Below are 21,447 nucleotides of genomic sequence, written 5' to 3' on the forward strand. Positions count from 1 at the left end.
CTACCAACTTTTCAATGAATTAAGATGAACAATCAGGATAAAATTAAACAACTCATCAACCTAAGGAACGAAGCAAAATTAGGTGGTGGTGAGAAAAGAATTGAAGCCCAACATGGAAAGGGTAAATTTACTGCTCGCGAGCGTATAGACATGTTGCTGGACGAAGGAAGTTTCGAAGAATTCGACATGTTTGTGACACACCGTTGTACAAACTTCGGGCTCGAAAAATCAAAATTCCTGGGCGACGGTGTTGTTACCGGACAAGGTACAATCGATGGCCGTCTGGTTTACGTTTTCTCTCAGGATTTCACTGTTTTCGGTGGATCACTGTCTGAAACGTTCGCTCAAAAGATTTGCAAAGTGATGGACATGGCCCTGAAAATGGGTGCTCCGCTGGTTGGTATCAACGACTCGGGTGGTGCGCGTATTCAGGAAGGTGTTACAGCCTTGGCTGGTTACACCGAGATTTTCCAACGTAACATCATGGCATCAGGGGTAATTCCTCAAATCTCAGCAATTTTTGGTCCTTGTGCCGGTGGAGCCGTGTACTCTCCTGCCCTTACCGACTTTATTTTGATGAGCAAGGACACCAGCTACATGTTCGTAACCGGACCTAAAGTGGTGAAAACCGTAACCGGTGAGGTTGTGACAGATGCTCAGCTTGGTGGTGCTTCTGTTCACGGTTCAAAATCAGGGGTAACTCACTTCATCGCTGAAGACGAACAGGAAGGTATCGCTCTGATTCGCAAATTGCTGAGCTACTTGCCACAAAACAACCTGGAAGATACGCCGTTGGCTGTTTGCGACGACCCAATCGACCGTTTGGATGACTCACTGAATGAAGTTATTCCGGACAATCCAAACAAACCATACGACGTAAAAGACGTTATCCACACCATCGTTGACTACGGCGAATTCCTGGAAGTTCACCGTAACTATGCTCAGAACATTGTTGTTGGTTTTGCTCGTTTCAATGGTATTTCAGTAGGTATCGTGGCTAACCAACCAAACTATTTGGCAGGGGTACTCGACATCAACGCATCACGTAAAGCAGCTCGCTTTGTTCGTTTCTGCGACGCCTTCAACATTCCATTAGTAACCTTGGTTGACGTTCCCGGATTCTTGCCAGGAACTGCTCAGGAATACGGCGGTATCATCACTCACGGTGCGAAATTGCTTTTCGCTTATGGCGAAGCAACTGTGCCAAAAGTTACTGTTATCCTGCGTAAATCTTACGGTGGTGCTTACTGTGTGATGAGCTCGAAACACCTGCGTGGAGACATCAACTACTCATGGCCAACCGGCGAGATCGCTGTAATGGGACCCAAAGGAGCTATTGAAGTTCTTCAAAGCAAAAAGATCCGCGAAATCGAGGATCCACAGGAAAGAGCACAATTCATTGCAGACTCGGAACAAGAATACAAAGATCAATTCGCAAATCCTTACAACGCAGCGAAGTATGGTTACATCGATGATGTAATTGAGCCTCGCAACACGCGTTTCCGGATTATCCGTGCATTGCAATCGCTGGCAACCAAAAAAGACGTGATGCCACCGAAAAAACACACCAACATCCCATTATAATCTAATGATCATGCAAAGAAAATTGAAATATTTATTTGCCGGGATCATTCTTTTAACACTGGTCGTTTCCGGAAAAGCGCTTTTTGCACAAAGCGCTTCCGACTTCCGGTTTAATGAGATTTTGGTGAATAACGAATCCAACTATACAGACGAATATGGTCAGCATAGTTCCTGGATCGAAATCGTAAACACTTCTTACAGTAAAGTCAATATTGGTGGCTGTTTCCTGACCGATGATCAAAGTAATCCAACCAAATACTGGATTCCCAACGATTCGCCGGAAACCCAAATTGCACCGCGCGAGTTTGTTTTGTTTTTCGCTGACAATAAACCGTCGCGTGGTATCTTCCACCTAAACTTTACAATTACAGAGGGAACAACACTTTACCTGTATGATGCCAACGGTAAATCATTAATCGACGAGATCAAAATTCCGGCAGGCCAAAAAGCCGACGTTTCTTACACCCGCGTATCGCCTGACGGAACAGACTGGTCATTCACCGATCATACAACTCCTCGTTCAAACAATGATCACACACGCAAAGCATCGTCAGGTGAGAAGTTTGTAAAACACGACCCTTATGGTGCCGGTATGGTGGTAATTGCGATGCTGGTTGTATTTTTAGTTTTAGCAATTCTTTTTGCTGTTTACCGTATCGTTGGAAGTTTCTTCCAAGCGAAACCTAAAGCTAAACCTCAAGGGGCTGAAGCAACTGCAAAAACAGCTGAAACACAACCACTGTCGGGAGAAATTAACGCAGCAATTGCGATGGCCTTGTACCTTTACCAATCGGAACAGCACGACTATGAAAACACCGTGTTGACCATCAAAAAGGTATCAAAAGCCTATTCTCCCTGGAGTTCAAAAATCTATACTTTAAGAAAAAATCCACGCATTTAATCATTCAACATGAAAAAATTCAAATTCACCATAAACGGCAATGAATATGAAACCGAGATTCTGAATATCGAGGATAATGTTGCCGAAATTGAGATCAACGGTTCGGTCTATACGGTTGAAGTTGGTAAAGAAATTAAAACCCCGAAAACGCCAAAATTAGTTCGTCCGAAAGCTGTTCCATCTACTGATGTTCACCCTTCAGTTGCCAAAACAAGCAGCCCATCTGCACCGAAAGGTTCAGGTACAATCAAATCACCGCTACCTGGTGTCATTCTGGAAGTGTATGTGAAAGAAGGCGACTCTGTAAAACGTGGTGACAAAGTCATCATGCTTGAGGCAATGAAAATGGAAAACAACATTGAGGCCGATAAAGACGGTACAATTGTTTCCATCCACAAAACAAAAGGCGATGCAGTCATGGAAGGTGATATCTTAATTACCATCGGCTAATAAAAGGAGACGAAACATGGAGACATCTTTTATTGACTTTATCATCGAACATATTGGGCAATTCCTTCAGTTTACGGCTTTTGCGAATTTAACAGTTGGGCACCTCATCATGATTTGTGTGGGCTTGCTGTTCATCTACCTGGCCATTGCGAAGGAATTTGAGCCTATGCTGCTGATACCAATCGGTTTTGGTATCATTGTCGGCAACATTGCATTCGCGCCCGGGTTTAAGATTGGTATCTACGAATCCGGCAGTGTACTTAACTACTTGTACTTTGGTGTGGCACAAGGGGTCTACCCTCCGCTGATCTTCCTCGGAATTGGTGCCATGACCGACTTCTCGGCATTGATCTCGAACCCGAAACTGATCCTGATCGGTGCTGCTGCCCAATTCGGTATCTTCGGTGCATATTGTATTGCATTGGCATTGGGTTTCAGCCCTACAGAAGCGGGTGCGATCGGTATTATCGGTGGTGCTGATGGTCCTACTGCGATCTTTATTTCGTCGAAACTGGCTCCCGATTTGATGGGTGCGATTGCCATTTCGGCCTACTCATACATGGCTTTGGTTCCGGTTATTCAACCGCCAATCATGCGCCTGTTGACCTCGAAAAAAGAACGTGTTATCCGCATGAGACCTCCACGCGCTGTATCGAAAAACGAGAAACTGATTTTTGCGATATCCGGGATGTTGCTTACAACCTTTATCGTCCCCAGTGGTTTGCCGCTACTCGGTATGCTGTTCTTCGGGAACTTGCTGAAAGAAAGTGGTGTAACAAAACGTCTGGCTGATACTGCTAAAGGACCGCTGATCGACATCGTAACGATTCTGTTAGGATTGACTGTTGGTGCTTCAACACAAGCAACCACCTTCCTGACCATCAAGTCGGTCGGAATCTTCCTGTTGGGCGCATTCTCTTTCGTTATTGCAACTTTCGCCGGTGTGATGTTTGTGAAATTCATCAACCTGTTCCTGAAAGAAGGTAACAAGATTAACCCGCTGATCGGTAACTCTGGTGTATCTGCTGTTCCGGACAGTGCCCGCGTTTCGCAGGTAATTGGTTTAGAATACGATAAAACCAACCACTTGCTGATGCACGCGATGGGACCAAACGTAGCCGGTGTTATCGGTTCTGCAATCGCAGCTGGTATCCTGCTAAGCTTCCTGATGTAATATCAAGAAAAAAACCTATAAAAAATAAAAAGGCTTCCGAAATCGGAAGCCTTTCTATTTTTATAACAAGATCACATGAGGCCCGGCTTCAACTAATTTTTGGCCTTCCTCTGTATCCGTGTAGTCTTTAAAGTTCTTGATGAACAACTCGGCCAAATGCAGCGCCTTTTCCTCCCAAATACAGGCGTTCGGATAAGTATCCCTCGGATCCAAAATATGAGGATCAACATCATGCAGTGCAACCGGCACTTCCAAATCGAAGATTGGAATCATTTTGGTCTCTGCTTTTTCAATCGATCCATCCAAAATCGCATCAATGATGGCTCGGGTATCTTTTATCGAGATACGCTTTCCTGTTCCGTTCCAGCCGGTATTTACCAGGTAAGCTTTCGCGTTATTCTGCTCCATCCGCTTCACCAGTTCTTCGCCGTATTTCGTAGGATGCAGGCTCAGGAAAGCCGAACCAAAGCAGGCAGAGAAAGTCGGAAGAGGTTCGTCAATTCCGCGCTCGGTTCCGGCCAATTTTGCGGTGAAACCAGATAAGAAATGGTATTTCGTTTGTTCCGGCGTTAACTTGGACACCGGCGGTAAAACGCCAAAGGCATCAGCCGACAGGAAGATTACTTTATGAGCATGTCCGGCTTTCGACACCGGTTTCACAATATTGTCGATGTGGTAAATCGGGTACGAAACGCGCGTATTCTGAGTTACTGAACAATCATCAAAATCAATTTTCCCATGCTCGTCCACCGTCACATTCTCCAGCAAAGCATCCCGTTTAATTGCATGGTAAATATCCGGTTCCGACTCTTTATCCAAACAAATCGTTTTCGCATAACAGCCACCTTCAAAATTGAAGACACCATCATCGTCCCACCCGTGTTCATCATCACCAATCAATTGCCGGTGCGGGTCTGTAGACAAAGTCGTTTTTCCTGTACCGGATAGTCCAAAGAAGATAGCAGTATCCCCATCGGCACCAACATTGGCAGAACAGTGCATGGAAGCGATTCCGCTCAATGGCAGGTAATAATTCATCATCGAGAAAATACCCTTTTTCATCTCGCCGCCGTACCAGGTTCCACCAATCACCTGCATCTTTTCCGTCAGGTTGAAAACGGTAAAATTCTCCGAATGCATCCCTTGCTCCTTCCAATCCGGGTTGACAGCTTTTGAACCGGTCAGCACCACAAAATCGGGTTCACCGTAAACCTCCAACTCCTCCTCGCTTGGACGTATAAACATATTTTTCACAAAATGAGCCTGCCAGGCCACTTCTACGATAAAACGCACTTTCAGCCGGGAATCAAGATTTGCCCCGCAAAAAGTGTCAACAACATACAGCTTCTTACCGGATAGCTGCTTCGCAACAATCCCTTTCAGATGGTTCCAAATTATTGGTGAAATTGGTTTATTATCATTATGGACTTTCTCAGAGGTCCACCAAATTGTGTCTTTGGTCACCTCGTCGTATACAATGTATTTGTCTTTGGGCGATCTTCCGGTAAATACCCCTGTCATTACGTTCACTGCTCCCAACTCGGTCACCTGGCCTTTTTCGAAACCCGTGAGTTCAGGCTTTATCTCTTCACTAAATAGCAACTCGTACGAAGGGTTATAAACGATTTCCTCTACATTTTGAATGCCGTAAACTGATAAATCTAATTCTTTCATATGATAACAGTTAAAGAGATTTATAAATGGCATTTGGATCAATGCCGAATAATATCCGATAATCAAAGAACTCGAAGGGGGTGTAAGTAATCCTAATTATCAATGGGTTACTGCAAGCTAGCAAAAAAAAAGACAGTATTTCCGGGAAATACTGTCTTAAAAAACATATAGAAAGGTGATTCTTTTATTTGTATTCTTTCTAAATAAATTCTAAAATACCACCGAATCGGCTATGAACGCGGGTGGAAATGCGTGATTGTATTTTTCAGATAATCACGATCCAAATGCGTATAGATTTCGGTTGTCAGAATTGATTCGTGTCCCAACATTTCCTGAACAGCGCGCAAATCGGCGCCTCCGGAAATTAAGTGAGTCGCGAAAGAGTGACGGAAAGTGTGCGGGCTGATTTTCTTGTTTAAACCAACTTTTTCGGCCAGGTTCTTAATAATCGTGAAGATCATCACCCTGCTCAATTTCTTTCCACGACGGTTTAAGAACAATACATTTTCACTATCGGAACTAATTCTCAGAGTTTTGCGATATCCCTGAATGTATTTTGTTATTTCTTCAATCGCTTTCGAGCTAACCGGCACCAAGCGTTCTTTTTCCGATTTTCCTTCTACTTTAATAAAGCCCTGATCGAAAAACAAGTTAGTCACCTTCAAATTAACCAATTCCGACACACGCAAACCACAACTGTACAATGTTTCGAGCATTGCTTTGTTACGTTGTCCTTCCGATTTTGTCAAATCCACACCATCAATGATCATGTCGATTTCTTCCATCGTTAAAACATCAGGTAATTTGCGGCCAATTTTTGGCGATTCCAATAGAGTTGTAGGATCACTGTTAATCTTGCCTTCCATCAGCAAGTACTTGAAAAAAGACTTAATTCCAGAAATTGTCCGCGCTTGAGTACGAGGACTAACACCACGATCGTTAATATATTCAATAAAGCTGCGCAGGTGATTAATCCTTACTTTTTCCGGAGTCAAACGTTTAAAACTTTCATCCAAAAAAGCCATCAACTTGTTGATGTCATTGATGTACGCGGCAATCGAATTTTGAGAAAGTGATTTCTCCAGTCTCAAAAAAGTCTCAAAACCTTTTTTACTATCTTCCCATTTCATAATAAAAAAATTAATTTTTTTCTAAGAACAAATTAAATAATTTTGGCTCCTTCCGGAGGTTTATAAAAAACTCCAACCAAGCGTTTGAAATAATGTAGTTTCTTCCCCAAGATTACATAATTTTCAATACGATGGAGGAATCATAAAGTTACTAGAATTTTTAAAAAAGCGAAATAAAAATGAAAATATTGTTAATCAATGGGCCGAATTTAAATCTGTTAGGTAAAAGAGAGAAAGGCATTTACGGTGAAATAAGTTTTGAAACATATTACAATGAATTGGTTAATAAATATAAAGGCCTCGAATTGGAGTATTACCAGTCGAATGTTGAAGGCGAATTAATCAACAAGATTCACGAGGTTGGTTTTTCTTATGATGGCATTGTTATCAACGCTGGTGCTTATACTCATACCTCGGTTGCCATCCGCGATGCCATCGCCGGCGTCAAAACTCCGGTGGTCGAAGTGCATATTTCGAATATTCTCACCCGTGAAAGTTTCCGTCACGAATCAATCATTGGTCCGGTATGCAAAGGCAGTATTATGGGCTTCGGACTCGACTCGTACCGGCTCGGAATCGAAAGTTTCATTAAATATTAACGTTTGAGTTAATTCTTTCGTACGAATTAAAATGTTTGTTCGGGCTTCAATAAAAAAATCTATTTTTGAAGCCCCATAATTTATATCGTTCGAAATGAAACATACAAAAATCGTAGCCACAATCTCGGATCTTAGATGTGATCCTGAGTTCTTAAAAACCCTGCATGAAAGCGGCATGAACGTTGTTCGTATGAACACAGCGCACATGACCCCGGATTCTGCCAAACCGTTAATTGATAACGTGCGTGCAGTATCTGATAAAATCGCAATTTTGGTGGATACTAAAGGCCCTGAAATCAGAACCGTAGGTATCGAAGCTCCAATAGAAGTTGCAGAAGGAGAAATCGTTGAAGTGTCTGGTATCATTCGTGAAAAAAGCGAAGCTGGCCGCAAGTTCTTCGCCGTTTCTTACGAAAAAATGCACATCGAAATCCCTGTAGGTAAACAAATTTTGATTGACGACGGAGAGACTGCTTTCACCGTGGTAGAAAAAGAAGCTGATTGCGTTCTTTGCCGCGTTGAAAACAAAGGTAAAATCAAAAATAAAAAGAGTGTGAATACTCCTGGATTCACAGTTCAATTACCTTCAATTTCAGCAAAAGACGAATCATTCATCAAATTCTCTGCAGAATTAGGTGTTGACTTCATCGCCCACTCTTTCGTTCGTAATGCAGCTGACGTTATTGCTGTTCAAAAAATCCTTGACGAATTCAATAGCCCGATTAAAATCATCGCTAAAATCGAAAACCTTGACGGTGTTGAAAACATCGACGAGATTTTGGATCACGCTTATGGTGTTATGGTTGCCCGTGGTGACTTGGGTATTGAAATTCCTGCACAAAAAATTCCTGGAATTCAACGTCATTTGATCAAAAAATGTGTTGAGCGCAAAAAACCGGTTATCGTTGCTACTCAAATGTTGCACACAATGATCGACAATCCTCGCCCAACTCGTGCCGAAGTTAGTGACGTTGCCAATGCAATTTTCTCACGCGCAGATGCAATCATGTTGAGTGGTGAAACTGCTTATGGGAACTATCCTATCGAAGCTGTTAGAGTAATGAACAGCATCGCAAACGAAGTTGAGCACAGCAAAGACAAACGTAACGACATTACTGTTCCTTTGGTTGAAAACGAAATTCCTGCGTTCCTTGCAGAAGCAGCGATTCAGGCATCAAACGAACTTCCTACCAAAGCAATTGTGACAAACACAAAAACTGGTAGAACTGCTCGTTATCTGGCAGCTTTCCGCGGAACAAAACCTGTTTATGCACAATGTTACGAACCACACGTTGCTCGTATTCTTTCGCTTTCATACGGTGTTTATGCCGATGTTATTGAGCCGAAAAAAGACAAGTTTAAAATGGTTCGCAACTCACTGAAAGCATTGACTGAAAAAGGAATTCTTGAAGGTGGTGACCAAATCGTTTACGTAGGAGGAAGTTTCGGTATTGGCGGTGGATCTACTTTCATGGAGATCTCAAACGTTGAGAAATTGACTCAAAAAGAAGCAGAATAATCTGATTCCAAACGATACAAAAAAAGGAGCTCTCGAGCTCCTTTTTTTATTTCTTCTATTTTGATTTTAGCGTAAATCTACAACTTCGACTCCGGGATGTTTTGCCTTTTCAAAATTGAAAAGTGCATCCGGTGCATCAACATTTGTCTTCAGGTCATTCACCTTAACGATGTAGTTATTGCCTTCCTTACCAAACATCTCCGCTTTACTGATCAACATGCGTTCTTTGTCAATCTGGATACGGATTTTTGAGTATTCAATATCGCTGGCTTCGGGGAACAAATCGATGACGTATGAGTTTTTCCCGTCGATCACTTTTTCCTCAACGAACTTATATGAAAACCCGTCCTCATAAATTGTGAAAAGCTTCGAAGGATTCATCATTTCGCCCGATTCAGCATCCATGGGTGAAATCGTCACTTCGTTGGCATCTTTCATATAAGTGGCTACTTCGGCACCATTACAATAAACTTCAAGGCCAAGGTCAGCAAGTTTCAACAAATACTTGTTGCCTTTCATGACGATGTTTCCTTTATTATTCTCGTGGATATCCATTTCCGAGTTATCCATGATATAATCAAAGTTGGCTTGAATGGTCGAGTAAGACTGGGTTGTTTTGGTTACATTTTCAAGGATCGATTTTGCTTTCTGATCAACTTGAGCTGACACACTAAATACGATTAGCGCTAACCCCATTAGGGCGATCAATTTCTTCATTTCAATGTTTATTTTTTACAGACTATTCAATAATTGTTCCAAACTATATTCATCCTGAATCATGACCTGGCGGGCTTTGCTTCCTTCGCTCGGGCCGACAACACCCGCTGCCTCCAGCTGATCCATAATGCGTCCGGCACGGTTGTAGCCGATCGAGAATTTGCGCTGAATCATCGAGGTTGACCCCATTTGGTTCATCACCACGATCCGGGCTGCATCGTCAAATAATTCGTCGCGGTTATTCAGGTCTGTATCCAATGCACTACCCTCTCCTTCCGCTACATATTCCGGCAACATGAAGGCCGTTGGATAACCTTGCTGAGAAGCAATGTGCTCACAAATTCGTTCTACTTCGGGCGTATCTACAAAAGCACATTGCAGACGAGTCATGCTACTTCCCATGGCAATCAACATGTCACCTTTACCTATCAACTGGTTGGCACCCGGCGTATCCAAAATCGTCCTCGAGTCAATCATCGATGCTACTTTAAACGCAATACGTGTCGGGAAGTTGGCTTTGATGACCCCCGTAATAATGTTGGTTGATGGACGCTGAGTGGCAATGATCATGTGAATACCAACGGCACGCGCCAACTGAGCAATACGGGCAATTGGCAACTCGATTTCCTTACCGGCTGTCATGATCAGGTCGGCAAACTCGTCAATGATCACCACGATGTACGGCAGGAATCGGTGTCCCTTTTCCGGGTTCAGGCGCCGATCGGCGAACTTCGCGTTATATTCTTTAATATTACGTGCATGCGCCTTTTTCAGTAAATCGTAACGGCTGTCCATCTCAATATTGAGGGAATTCAGCGTATTTTTCACCTTCTGGATATCGGTTATGATTGGTTCCTCATCATCCGGCAGTTTAGCCAGAAAATGTTTTTCAATGGTTGAGTACAAACTCAACTCAACCTTTTTCGGGTCAATCATTACCAATTTCAACTGCGACGGGTGCTTCTTGTACAACAACGACGAAATAATGGCATTCAGACCAACCGACTTACCTTGCCCTGTAGCACCAGCCACCAGGATGTGAGGCATCTTGGCCAGGTCAATCAGGAAGGTTTCGTTGGAAATTGTTTTACCCAACACAACAGGCAACTCAGCCGTGCTTTCCTGGAATTTCTTCGACGAGACGATCGAACGCATCGATACCACTTCCGGCTGTTGATTTGGCACTTCAATACCGATGGTACCACGTCCCGGGATGGGCGCAATAATACGAATTCCAAGTGCAGCCAAACTCAATGCGATATCGTCTTCCAGATTTTTGATTTTTGAGATCCGAACACCCGGAGCCGGAACAATTTCGTACAAGGTAATTGTTGGCCCGATGGTCGCACGAATTTTAGTGATCTCAATTTTATAATGACGGAGCGTTTCTACAATCTTGTTCTTATTGGAAATCAGCTCCTCGTTGCTTACTTCGTTACTTCCCGACGGATGATCGTCCAACAAATCAACGCTCGGGAATTTATAATTCGACAAATCCAACGTCGGATCGTAAGGTTCGTCGCCAAGTGCAGCCCGGTATTCCTCGTCAGTTTCTTCTTCAATTTTCTCAACTGTCATCTCCAGATCTTCTTCTTCCACCGCCGCCGGCTCACCATTCATCTGGTCTTTCACGTGAGTCTGAATATCCGACATGTCAATCTTTTCATCAATTTCCAGATCATCATCCTCTTCAAAAACTTCACCGGTATCCGGATCAAAGTTCGTTTCAACCGTATCGTGTTCTGTAATCACTTTCGAGATGCTGCTGTCCTGCTCCACTAACTGGCCGATTTTTACATCTTCATCACGCATCTTGGCATCAACTTTTTCTGCTTTCGGTTTACGCGCAAAACGTTGTTTCAACCAGGGTGCAAACTTTTCGGTTCCGAACAGTACAATCAGAAACAAACTACAAAGCAACAGGAAGAACGTGCCGATAAAACCAAACATGGAACTGAACCAGTTTGCCAAAAACAAACCGTATTTACCGCCAAGGTAGATCGAACTGTTTGCACCGATTCCGGGAAGGATCAACCCCATAAAAATGGAAATCCAGAAAAGCAGCAAAAAACTATAGAGTACTGCGCGACCATATTTTACCAATGGCCGGCCAAAAATTTGGAACGAGGTAATCACTAAGAGGTAAACAAAGAAAAAAGAAGACAAACCAAAACCACGGTTGATGATTGATTCGCTCAACCAGGCACCAGTCTTCCCTGCTTTGTTCTGCACTTTTATTTCCGAGTTCTTGATAAGCGCACGCCACGAAATATCCAATTTACTCTGATCGGCCGCACCATAAATCAAAAATGAAATAAAAGCCACTAATAAATAGATACCTAGAACAAAAAGCAGCACTCCCACCGTGTACCTGAATTTTTCGCCACTGAGGAATGTTTTTAACTTTTTGAATAGACTTGTAGTTTCCTTTTTACTTTTCGTCTTACTCTTTTTTGCCATGAGATTTTGTAAAATTGCTTGCAAAGTTAACGAATTTTAGGTCGAATATCTTGTTCGTTTCCCCAACTAAAAAATGATTATCGCACTTGTTTTATCAACAGCACTTTATTGAAAATAAATTGTCTGCGCTATTGGATTCTTTCAAGTTCAGGCCTGCTGTCGCCGACAAAGCTATGCGATGAAGCTTCTGTAATCCAACTTATTTAAGCTCGCGACATCAAGCAAGGCCTTTCATGCTAAAGAGCAGTCGAAAACGCACCGAAACCCAAACAAAATACAGTTTTTATACCATAATCTTTGTTTAAGTTTGTTAGAACAGCTGTGATTACATGAGCATGAAAGGTCTGAATAATAATACAATTCAATCATGAATAAACTGGCAGTCATCGCTTTGGGTGGAAATGCTCTTCTGCGGGGAGATGAAATAGGAACCATCGAAGAACAGGAAACCAATACAACTGAAACGTTGGAAAATATCGTCTTTCTCATTAAAGAAGGCTACAACCTTGTGATTACCCATGGAAACGGCCCGCAAGTTGGCAATATATTATTGCGGAGTGATGCCGGAGAGCAACTTTATAACATTGCTCCAATGCCACTCGATGTTTGCGTGGCCGACTCACAAGGCGGCATTGGTTACATGATTGAGCGAATGCTTCGGAATGTGTTGAACCGCCACCACATCTCCAGGCAAATTATCTCGATGATCGGAATGGTTATCGTTGATCCGGCTGATCCGGCACTTCTCAATCCGACCAAACGAATCGGGAAAATTTACACAGAAGAAGAAGCCTCAGCGCTACAAAAACAAAAGGGCTGGCAATTTAAGCCCAGCGGCAAAAATAACGGAGGATGGCGCCGGGTAGTCGCTTCTCCTAAACCAATCGATATTATTAATAAAGATGTTATTGCCGGCTTGGCCAACGACGGAAATATTGTTATTACAGCAGGCGGTGGAGGCATTCCTGTTTATTTGGACAAGAGGAATGACCTGAGAACCATAGATGCCGTGATCGATAAAGATATGACCTCCGCCCTGCTTGCAGCCGAAATCGGAGCCGAAGAATTTTATATTCTGACGGATGTTCCTTTCATATTTAAAGACTATGGGCTTCCGACACAGGAAAAGCTCGAATTTTTAAACTATGCAGACACGGTAAAGCACCTCGAAAAAGGTACCTTTGGCGAAGGAAGCATGGCGCCGAAAATCATGGCTTGCCTACGTTTTCTGGAACGTGGCGGACAAAAAGCGATCATCACCGAAGCCAAGAAACTGGCCGATAAAACCTTCGGGTCAAAAATCACCATGGAATACGAACTTTAAAGCAAACGAAACAAATGACAATCAATCTCAAAAACAGACACTTTTTAACCCTACTCGATTTTACGCCACAGGAAATCACTTTTCTTTTGCAGCTTGCAAGCAAACTAAAAGGACAAAAACAAAACGGGATTGAGCAGCAGGCGTTGAAAGGTAAAAATATTGCCTTGATATTCGAGAAAACATCAACCCGAACCCGATGCGCTTTCGAAGTGGCAGCCTATGACCAGGGGGCCAATGTAACTTACCTCGGACCAACCGGAAGCCAAATCGGTCATAAAGAATCAATAAAAGACACCGCCCGCGTTCTCGGAAGAATGCACGACGGAATAGAATATCGCGGATACGGACAGAAAATTGTAGAGGAACTAGCTCAATACGCCGGAGTTCCAGTTTGGAATGGCTTGACCAACGAATTTCACCCAACGCAGGTATTGGCCGACTTACTGACAATGCAAGAACATTCCGACAAAGATTTCACAGAAATGAAACTCTGTTATTTGGGCGACGCTCGCTATAACATGGGCAATTCACTGATGGTCGGCTCTGCTAAAATGGGCATCGATTTCCGGATTGCGGCTCCTCAAAGTTGCCAACCAAACCCGGAATTGGTAAAAACCTGCTATGAAATAGCCGCTCACACCGGCGCAAAAATTACCATCACTGAAAATATTGAAGAAGCGGTTGCCGGTTGCGATTTTCTCTACACAGATGTTTGGGTATCCATGGGTGAACCGGAGAGCGTTTGGGCTGAACGCATCAAATTGTTGAAACCCTACCAGGTCAACAAACAGGTAATGAAGCTCACCGGCAATCCGAACGTCAAATTCCTGCACTGCTTACCGGCATTCCACAATCGCGAAACCAAAATTGGAGAGGAAATTTTCGAGAAATATGGTCTCTCTGCATTAGAGGTAACTGAAGAGGTTTTCGAAAGTGAAGCTTCCATTGTTTTCGACGAAGCGGAAAACCGCATGCATACCATCAAAGCGGTCATGGTTGCTACCTTATCTGAAGAATAACGCAAATCGCAATACAAAGAAAAAATTGGAACATTTCTGTCCAATAGTCCACTTGGCGAACAAAATTAGACTTGAATTCAGCAATGAATCTGTCTTTTGGAAACCACGGGAGGAAAAATCGTCTATATTTGTGCGCGAAAATTTTTTAAATATTTCATTATGAAAGCATTTGTATTCCCCGGTCAGGGAGCGCAATTCCCGGGAATGGGAAAAGACCTGTACGAGAACTCTCCTCTGGCCAAAGAATTATTTGATAAAGCCAACGAAATTCTTGGTTTCAACATTACTGAAATCATGTTCGAAGGAACAGTTGACGATTTGAAACAAACCAAAGTTACCCAACCTGCGATCTTCCTGCACTCGGTTATTTTGGCGAAAACGCAGAAAGAATTCAGCCCTGAAATGGTTGCCGGTCACTCATTGGGTGAATTCTCAGCTTTGGTTGCCAACGGTGCCCTGACTTTCGAAGATGGGTTGAAACTGGTTTCGCAACGTGCACAAGCCATGCAAAAAGCTTGCGAAATGCAACCGTCAACAATGGCTGCAATCGTTGGTTTGGACGACGCAACTGTTGAAGAAGCTTGTGCTTCAATCGACGAAGTTGTTGTTGCTGCCAACTACAACTGCCCGGGACAGCTGGTTATTTCCGGTTCAATCGAAGGTATCGACAAAGCCTGCGAAGTTTTGACTGAAAAAGGTGCAAAACGTGCATTGAAATTGGTTGTTGGTGGTGCATTCCACTCTCCATTGATGGAACCTGCCCGCGAAGAATTGGCTGCTGCTATTGAAGCAACAACAATCAGCACTCCGATTTGCCCGGTATACCAAAACGTAAACGCTCAGCCTGTTTCTGATCCTGCCGTGATTAAAGAAAACCTGATAGCGCAGTTGACTGCTCCGGTAAAATGGACGCAGACGGTTGAAAACATGCTGAAAGATGGCGCTACTTCATTCACTGAAATTGGCCCTGGTAAAGTATTACAAGGTCTGATTAAAAAGGTTGACCGCCAAGCTGAAACTGCCGGTATCGACAGCTACGTTTCTGAATAAGTTCAACTTTTCACAAAACATAGAAAAAGGAATTGCACCAGTTGCAGTTCCTTTTTTTGCTTCCAAGAGGTGCGTTTCTGTCATTCCGAATCTGTTTCTGCATCTTTTCACCACAACGTGGACAAGATGCTGGAACAAGTTCAGCACGACAACAACTATTACTAGCCCTACCCTAACAACTCAGGTGAAACCCTACTCAACTCAAACTCGGTGATTTCAAAATTGGCCAATTTAAACTCCATAAAAGGATCCTCCCCCAGCAAACCCATTAGCTGTTCTCTGTTTTCAACTCTAGCCAATAGTACTCCACCAGTCCGTGGGATCTTTCTTCCGGTTAAAAGAAACACACCCGATTCGACATATTTTGTCACAAACGATATATGATCCCCCAAATGCGGTTCGATCTCTTCAAAAGGTACTTTGTATTCCAGCGATATTAAAAACATAATTCTCTCGTTTTTATTTTCAAATATAAGCTCTAAAAATCGACGAGAGCTTATTTAATCAATATTTCGACAAGTGGCTTTTCCAGTGCAATCGATGGCAAGTCCTCACATTCAAAACTGAATCAAACCATATTTTAAGTTAACAATTAGATAACAAAGCAAGCGACAATGCTCAATTACCTACTAAACAGATATTTATAACCAAAAAATGCTTTTCAACTACATCCAAATGGATTGCCTGTCATTTTTTACTTTACAATAAATCATTATTTAAATTCTATGGTTCCGTAACTTTGCCTATCATTTGTTCTAGACAGTTTATCTAAACAGTAATTATAAAACGAACATCATAAGTTTAAAATTCAGTTCGTAGAGCCAAATGCAGCGATTACACCCCAAAATCTGCACGTTCATCAAATAAATACAGAGAACATTCATGTATTTAACTTGATTCAGATTTAATCAACTATTTTTGAACAAAAAACTATCAACCCGGATATGAGTATCACTATTCTTCTAAACCTCCTTACAAGTTTTGCCTTGGCCTATTTTGCCATTCCATCAATTGTAAAAATTTCACATGCGAAGCATCTTTTTGATGTTCCGGATCACCGGAAACTGAATAAAGTGGTAGTTCCAACTTTAGGTGGAGTCGGCATATTTTTGGGCTTGGTACTGAGCTCCCTGATTTTTATGCAGGGTGATGCAGGTTTCGGATTCCGCTACCTGTTTGCTGCACTCATCATGATGTTCTTCGTTGGGATCAAAGACGATATTCTGATTTTATCAGCTAAGAAAAAACTAGCTATTCAAATTATAGCTGCCTTGTTGTTAGTAGTTTTAGGAAACTACAAACTAACAAACTTCTATGGTTTAGGTGGATTTACACAAGTAAGTGACTGGATTAGTATTCCTGTTTCAGTTCTGTTTATCCTCTTCATCATGAATGCAGTCAACCTGATTGATGGAATTGATGGCTTGGCTGCCGGTATCTCCCTGATGGTCTCCTTTTGCTTTGGCATCTGGTTCTATTTCACCGGGCATGCGGATTACGGAACAGCCTGCTTCGCATTAAGTGGCGCATTACTGGCTTTTCTCCGGTTCAACCTTTGGGGCGGACATAACAAGGTTTTCATGGGCGACACCGGCTCTTTAATTCTGGGGACCTTCTTAGCCACCATTGCAATCAAATTCAATGAACTGAATTACATTACATACAACGATTTCTACATCAACCAGTCTCCAATTTTTATTTTGGGATTGTTTATTGTACCGATTACCGATACGTTGAGAGTGTTTACAATCCGCGTAATGAACGGCAAGTCTCCATTTGCACCGGATATGAACCACTTACATCACTTGTTGATTAAATCAGGGTTAACCCACATTCAGGCAAGTGGATTCCTGGCTACATACACTGCTATGTTTACGCTATTGGCTCTAAGTATCCAAAAATACACTTCAATAACCGTTGGTTTCTCCATGCTATTGGCGTTCAGTTTTGCTTGCGTCGGCGCGATCTATTTCCGCAAAAAACGCATCGAAGAACGCATTGCGATCGAAGAAGCATCAATGCATTCCAAAACGATCAATTTCAATTTCTGGGGAGGTGCCAAAGAAGTACCTCAAGCCATTAAAATCAAGAGAAGCGGTACAACCAGATAATTCGTCTAATCAATTATCTTTTAGCCTTGTAAGAAGAGATCGATAGTCGTTAGATTTTCGATCTAAAATTGAGACCAGAGGAACCTCTGTCTGGAGATTGCGAGAAAGATTTCAAACGGTTTAAATTAACTTTAAATTGAAATTTAGAGCTTTCCGGGCCTATTAAATCCCATCTTTTTAGGTTATTTTTGGGGAGAATTTTTCAGAAAAAAGTAAATCTTTCCAAAAAATTAAAAAGATGACCATTAGTGCATTACAACAAGCCAGGGCTCAATACCAGCCTAAACTACCTAAATCTTTAAAAGGCGCTGTAAAAATCGTTGAAGGTGCCGCAACTGAATCTGTTGCCGATCAGGCAGAAATCAAAGAATTATTCCCAAATACTTATGGCATGCCGTTGTTGACTTTCGAGGCAACTGACGCTGCTACCAGTGTAGATCCTGTTAATGTTGGTGTCATCCTTTCCGGTGGTCAAGCTCCGGGTGGACACAACGTAATCTCAGGTATCTTCGATGGTATCAAAAAATTAAATGCTGACAGCAAACTGTATGGTTTCCTTGGTGGACCAGGCGGATTGGTTGATCACAAATACATGGAAATCACGGCCGATTACCTGGAAGGCTATCGCAATACCGGTGGTTTCGACATTATCGGTTCAGGCCGTACAAAACTGGAAGAAGAAGCTCAATTCGACAAAGGTTTGGAAATCCTGAAAGCGTTAAACATTAAAGCTTTGGTTATCATCGGTGGAGACGACAGTAACACTAATGCTTGTGTATTGGCTGAATACTATGCAGCTAAAAACGCAGGTGTACAAGTGGTAGGTTGTCCTAAAACAATCGACGGTGACTTGAAAAACGAAATGATTGAAACTTCATTCGGTTTCGATACTGCTGTTAAAGTTTACTCTGAGTTGATTGGTAACATCCAACGCGATGCGAACTCAGCAAAAAAATACTGGCACTTTATCAAATTGATGGGACGTTCAGCGTCGCACATCGGTTTGGAAGCTGGTTTGCAAACTCAACCAAACATCACCTTGATTTCGGAAGAAGTTGCTGAGAAAAAGCAGACTTTAGGTGAAATCGTTGACTACATGGCTGGCATCATCGCTAAACGTGCTGCAAACGGTGAAAACTTCGGTGTTGCATTGATTCCTGAAGGCTTGGTTGAATTCGTTCCTGAAATGAAAGCATTGATTGCTGAATTGAACGACTTGTTGGCCGAAGGTTCTGAATCAGAAGCTAAATTCAAATCATACACTGACAAAGCTGAAGGTCGTGCTTTTGTATCAAGCATTCTTTCTGCTGATTCATCAAAATTATACAACTCACTACCTTCATTGATCGCTGACCAGTTGACTTTGGATCGTGACCCACACGGTAACGTACAAGTATCACTGATCGAAACTGAAAAATTGTTGGGTGAGATGGTGAAAACCCGTTTGGCTGAACTAAAAGCTGAAGGTAAATACGTTGGTAAATTCGGTACTCAGTTCCACTTCTTCGGTTACGAAGGACGTTGTGCTGCTCCATCGAACTTCGATGCTGACTATTGCTACTCACTGGGTTACACCGCATCTGTATTGATCGGATCAGGTAAAACAGGTTACATGTCAAGCGTTCGTAACACAACAGCTCCTGCTGACGAGTGGATCGCTGGTGGTGTTCCTGTTACCATGATGATGAACATGGAAAAACGTCACGGACACATGAAACCAGTTATCCAAAAAGCATTGGTTGAATTGGATGGTGCTCCATTCAAATACCTGGCTGCAAACCGCGAAAAATGGGCTGTTGAAACCAGCTACCTGTACCCTGGACCAATCCAGTACTGGGGACCAAGCGAAGTTTGCGACCGTACAACTGTTACCTTGCAATTGGAACAAACGAAATAATTCGGACTTCCGCTATAAAATCAAAGCCTCCCAATTGGGAGGCTTTTTTATGCTCTAATATTTGCGATAACACGAGTGAATCAATCGTTCTAGCCTTCCGCTTTGATCGAATAAGCACCCAAATAATTGCCATGCCGAACGTAAAGGATTCCATCGCGGATAACCGGATGAGCAAAATGCTCTCTTGTTCCATTCTTTAACTCGAAAGAACTCACTTCTTTCAATTGATTTTCATTAGGGTCTATCAGTTCCAATTTTCCTTTATCAGTATAAAAATAGATCATATCGTCTGCCCAAATCGTGATACCACGTCCTGTTTTCAAACTATCAACAACCTCCCCGTTATCACAATCGATTGCCAGCAGCTGTTGCTTGCGGTGACCCGCCCCGTAAAGCCTGTTATTGACGAGTACAAATCCAGTCATATAACTATCGAAATCCGGATTTTGCCATTTTTCAGCGATCGATTTTCCATCAGCAGCAAGCTGCAAATCGACCCCTCCATTTCCATCGCCGGCACTGTAATAAAGTTGACCATCGGCAAATACAGCGGGGTTCCCGTGTGTATCTCCGTTTCCCTGCTTTCGATCTTCCAGGGCTGTATTTGTTTGTTCGTGCGACCACACCAATTCGCCGGTTTTCCAATCGATCCCCAATAAATGGTAAGCGGTAAAAACACTCACGAGTTGCTCGTCTTCTTGCTGAATGAATTCAGCCGAATTGTAGGCCGGCCAATCTCCAAATGCCTTACACGACCAGATAAGGTCGCCATTAAGGCGATTCAGTGCAACAACATTGTGCTCAGCACCACCCGGAACTATAACTAGCTGATCATCTTTCACCAACGGGCTTTGTGAGTATCCAAAACGAGGAATAACTCCTCCAAATTCAGTTTGAAGGTCTTTGCTCCATCGTTTCTCTCCACTTTCGGTATCGAAACAACACAACTCGCCCATACCCGAGCAGAGGTAAACTTCCTGCCCGTAAACCACCGGCGTACCGCGCGACCCCGGAAAATTCTTCGTCCATTCTTTTCCGTAAGCCACATTCCACAACTGATTACCTTTCAAATCATATTTAACCAGATAGCCGGTGCTGTCGGCCTCTCCGGTCGCATAAACAAACCGATCGCTCACAGCAGGGCTGCTGTAGCCGTTGCCAATACTATCAGCTTCCCAAATCAATTGGGGGCCATTTTCGGGCCAGCTTTTTAATAAGTTCGTTTCAGAATAAATGCCGTTTCGACTCTCCCCTCTCCAATCGGAGTATTCGGCTTTGGGTTGACAGGCAGACAGAACAAGGGCTGCCCCAAGGATCAGGTTAGTTTTCATCGGTTAGTTTTTGGTTTTATACTTTTGTCTATTTGAAAAATCCACCTCGCCTCATCGACTCCAGGAAATCTTCTATATCGTTTAAAATCTCCTTTCGGCTTTTTTCGGGGGCGGTCTCCAATGCGATTCCCTCCGTTGCCGGTTGAGTATAAACGAAAGTTTCGAGCAATTCCCCATCAATTGTCCGAACCTTCATCAATTCGCGTTGATACAGCGGAACATCCTCCCAATAATCAATCAACTCCAACTCCAGCCAACTCAGTTCGAACAATTGTCCCTTTACTTTTTTACCACTTTCCGGCTTTACGAAAAGGTAGCCATTCGCCGGATGAGTATAGAGCCCATAATCCAGCAGCTCTGCTACCCTGTAGATTGGTAATCTTTTGAGAAGTAACTGGATATATTCCGGATCGGAAAGGGTTCCATAAGAAAACAACAACGGATTCGCCATTTAATCAATGCTTTGCTTAAAAATAGGTATTTAATTTTTCTTATCTATCAAAGGAA

18 protein-coding genes are annotated in these 21,447 nt (G+C 42.8%); 11 read left to right on the top strand and 7 right to left on the bottom strand.

The genetic code is table 11. The features are described from left to right. The first annotated feature begins 24 nt into the window (after nucleotides 1–24). Genes BC643_RS17510 through BC643_RS17525 form a run of 4 tightly spaced genes read left to right on the top strand, consistent with a single transcriptional unit; the run spans nucleotide 25 to nucleotide 4,109 of the window. Complete coding sequence (locus BC643_RS17510) at nucleotides 25–1,584, top strand: acyl-CoA carboxylase subunit beta (protein ID WP_120274562.1); 1,560 nt, start codon at nucleotides 25–27, stop codon at nucleotides 1,582–1,584. Between the two features lie 10 nt (nucleotides 1,585–1,594). Continuing rightward, a complete protein-coding gene (locus BC643_RS17515) occupies nucleotides 1,595–2,485 on the top strand; it encodes an OadG family transporter subunit (protein WP_170154611.1) in 891 nt (296 codons plus the stop codon). 9 nt (nucleotides 2,486–2,494) lie between these two features. Further along, nucleotides 2,495–2,935, top strand: a complete 441-nt coding sequence (locus tag BC643_RS17520) for a biotin/lipoyl-containing protein (protein ID WP_120274564.1) — start codon at nucleotides 2,495–2,497, stop codon at nucleotides 2,933–2,935. Nucleotides 2,936–2,951: 16 nt separating this feature from the next. After that, a complete protein-coding gene (locus BC643_RS17525; RefSeq protein WP_120274565.1) occupies nucleotides 2,952–4,109 on the top strand; it encodes a sodium ion-translocating decarboxylase subunit beta in 1,158 nt (385 codons plus the stop codon). A 60-nt stretch (nucleotides 4,110–4,169) separates the two neighbouring features. On the opposite strand, the gene pckA is transcribed toward BC643_RS17525, so the two are convergent. Beyond that, on the bottom strand, nucleotides 4,170–5,783 hold the full coding sequence (pckA, locus tag BC643_RS17530; RefSeq protein ID WP_120274566.1) for a phosphoenolpyruvate carboxykinase (ATP): 1,614 nt from the start codon (nucleotides 5,781–5,783) through the stop codon (nucleotides 4,170–4,172). A gap of 230 nt (nucleotides 5,784–6,013) precedes the next feature. Then, the gene (xerD, locus tag BC643_RS17535) at nucleotides 6,014–6,913 is read right to left on the bottom strand and encodes a site-specific tyrosine recombinase XerD (RefSeq protein WP_120274567.1); all 900 of its coding nucleotides are present in this window, start codon (nucleotides 6,911–6,913) and stop codon (nucleotides 6,014–6,016) included. A 179-nt stretch (nucleotides 6,914–7,092) separates the two neighbouring features. Between xerD and aroQ the strand changes: the two genes are divergently transcribed. Next, a complete protein-coding gene (aroQ, locus tag BC643_RS17540; RefSeq protein WP_120274568.1) occupies nucleotides 7,093–7,512 on the top strand; it encodes a type II 3-dehydroquinate dehydratase in 420 nt (139 codons plus the stop codon). Between the two features lie 94 nt (nucleotides 7,513–7,606). Beyond that, entirely contained in the window at nucleotides 7,607–9,031 is a 1,425-nt protein-coding gene (gene pyk, locus BC643_RS17545) for a pyruvate kinase (protein WP_120274569.1), read from the top strand. A 66-nt stretch (nucleotides 9,032–9,097) separates the two neighbouring features. On the opposite strand, the gene BC643_RS17550 is transcribed toward pyk, so the two are convergent. Both BC643_RS17550 and BC643_RS17555 read right to left on the bottom strand, forming a co-directional pair. Continuing rightward, nucleotides 9,098–9,748: a LolA family protein gene (locus BC643_RS17550; RefSeq protein WP_120274570.1), complete on the bottom strand. Its 651-nt coding sequence runs from the start codon at nucleotides 9,746–9,748 to the stop codon at nucleotides 9,098–9,100. Nucleotides 9,749–9,763: 15 nt separating this feature from the next. After that, nucleotides 9,764–12,208, bottom strand: a complete 2,445-nt coding sequence (locus BC643_RS17555; RefSeq protein ID WP_120274571.1) for an FtsK/SpoIIIE family DNA translocase — start codon at nucleotides 12,206–12,208, stop codon at nucleotides 9,764–9,766. Between the two features lie 367 nt (nucleotides 12,209–12,575). On the opposite strand from BC643_RS17555, the gene BC643_RS17560 reads away from it, so the two are divergent. From BC643_RS17560 to fabD, 3 genes are all read left to right on the top strand, one after another. Next, nucleotides 12,576–13,532, top strand: coding sequence for a carbamate kinase (locus BC643_RS17560; RefSeq protein WP_120274572.1), 957 nt, complete (start codon nucleotides 12,576–12,578; stop codon nucleotides 13,530–13,532). Nucleotides 13,533–13,546: 14 nt separating this feature from the next. Continuing rightward, on the top strand, nucleotides 13,547–14,551 hold the full coding sequence (argF, locus tag BC643_RS17565; RefSeq protein WP_120274573.1) for an ornithine carbamoyltransferase: 1,005 nt from the start codon (nucleotides 13,547–13,549) through the stop codon (nucleotides 14,549–14,551). Between the two features lie 159 nt (nucleotides 14,552–14,710). Next, nucleotides 14,711–15,601, top strand: coding sequence for an ACP S-malonyltransferase (gene fabD / locus BC643_RS17570; protein ID WP_120274574.1), 891 nt, complete (start codon nucleotides 14,711–14,713; stop codon nucleotides 15,599–15,601). Between the two features lie 167 nt (nucleotides 15,602–15,768). On the opposite strand, the gene BC643_RS17575 is transcribed toward fabD, so the two are convergent. After that, nucleotides 15,769–16,047 carry a YciI family protein gene (locus BC643_RS17575; RefSeq protein ID WP_120274575.1) on the bottom strand — a complete coding sequence of 93 codons (279 nt, stop codon included), beginning with the start codon at nucleotides 16,045–16,047 and terminating at the stop codon, nucleotides 15,769–15,771. Between the two features lie 498 nt (nucleotides 16,048–16,545). Here BC643_RS17575 and BC643_RS17580 point away from each other — a divergent pair, with 498 nt between their 5' ends. Beyond that, a complete protein-coding gene (locus tag BC643_RS17580) occupies nucleotides 16,546–17,712 on the top strand; it encodes a glycosyltransferase family 4 protein (RefSeq protein ID WP_120274576.1) in 1,167 nt (388 codons plus the stop codon). Nucleotides 17,713–17,950: 238 nt separating this feature from the next. Beyond that, nucleotides 17,951–19,609 carry a diphosphate--fructose-6-phosphate 1-phosphotransferase gene (locus BC643_RS17585; protein ID WP_120274577.1) on the top strand — a complete coding sequence of 553 codons (1,659 nt, stop codon included), beginning with the start codon at nucleotides 17,951–17,953 and terminating at the stop codon, nucleotides 19,607–19,609. Between the two features lie 89 nt (nucleotides 19,610–19,698). On the opposite strand, the gene BC643_RS17590 is transcribed toward BC643_RS17585, so the two are convergent. Together BC643_RS17590 and BC643_RS17595 are read right to left on the bottom strand one after the other, a co-directional pair. Next, on the bottom strand, nucleotides 19,699–20,940 hold the full coding sequence (locus BC643_RS17590) for an outer membrane protein assembly factor BamB family protein (protein WP_120274578.1): 1,242 nt from the start codon (nucleotides 20,938–20,940) through the stop codon (nucleotides 19,699–19,701). 28 nt (nucleotides 20,941–20,968) lie between these two features. Further along, the gene (locus tag BC643_RS17595; protein WP_120274579.1) at nucleotides 20,969–21,391 is read right to left on the bottom strand and encodes a gamma-glutamylcyclotransferase family protein; all 423 of its coding nucleotides are present in this window, start codon (nucleotides 21,389–21,391) and stop codon (nucleotides 20,969–20,971) included. Nucleotides 21,392–21,447 lie beyond the last annotated feature (56 nt).

This window comes from Mangrovibacterium diazotrophicum, assembly GCF_003610535.1.
In the GTDB taxonomy this organism is placed as follows: domain Bacteria; phylum Bacteroidota; class Bacteroidia; order Bacteroidales; family Prolixibacteraceae; genus Mangrovibacterium; species Mangrovibacterium diazotrophicum.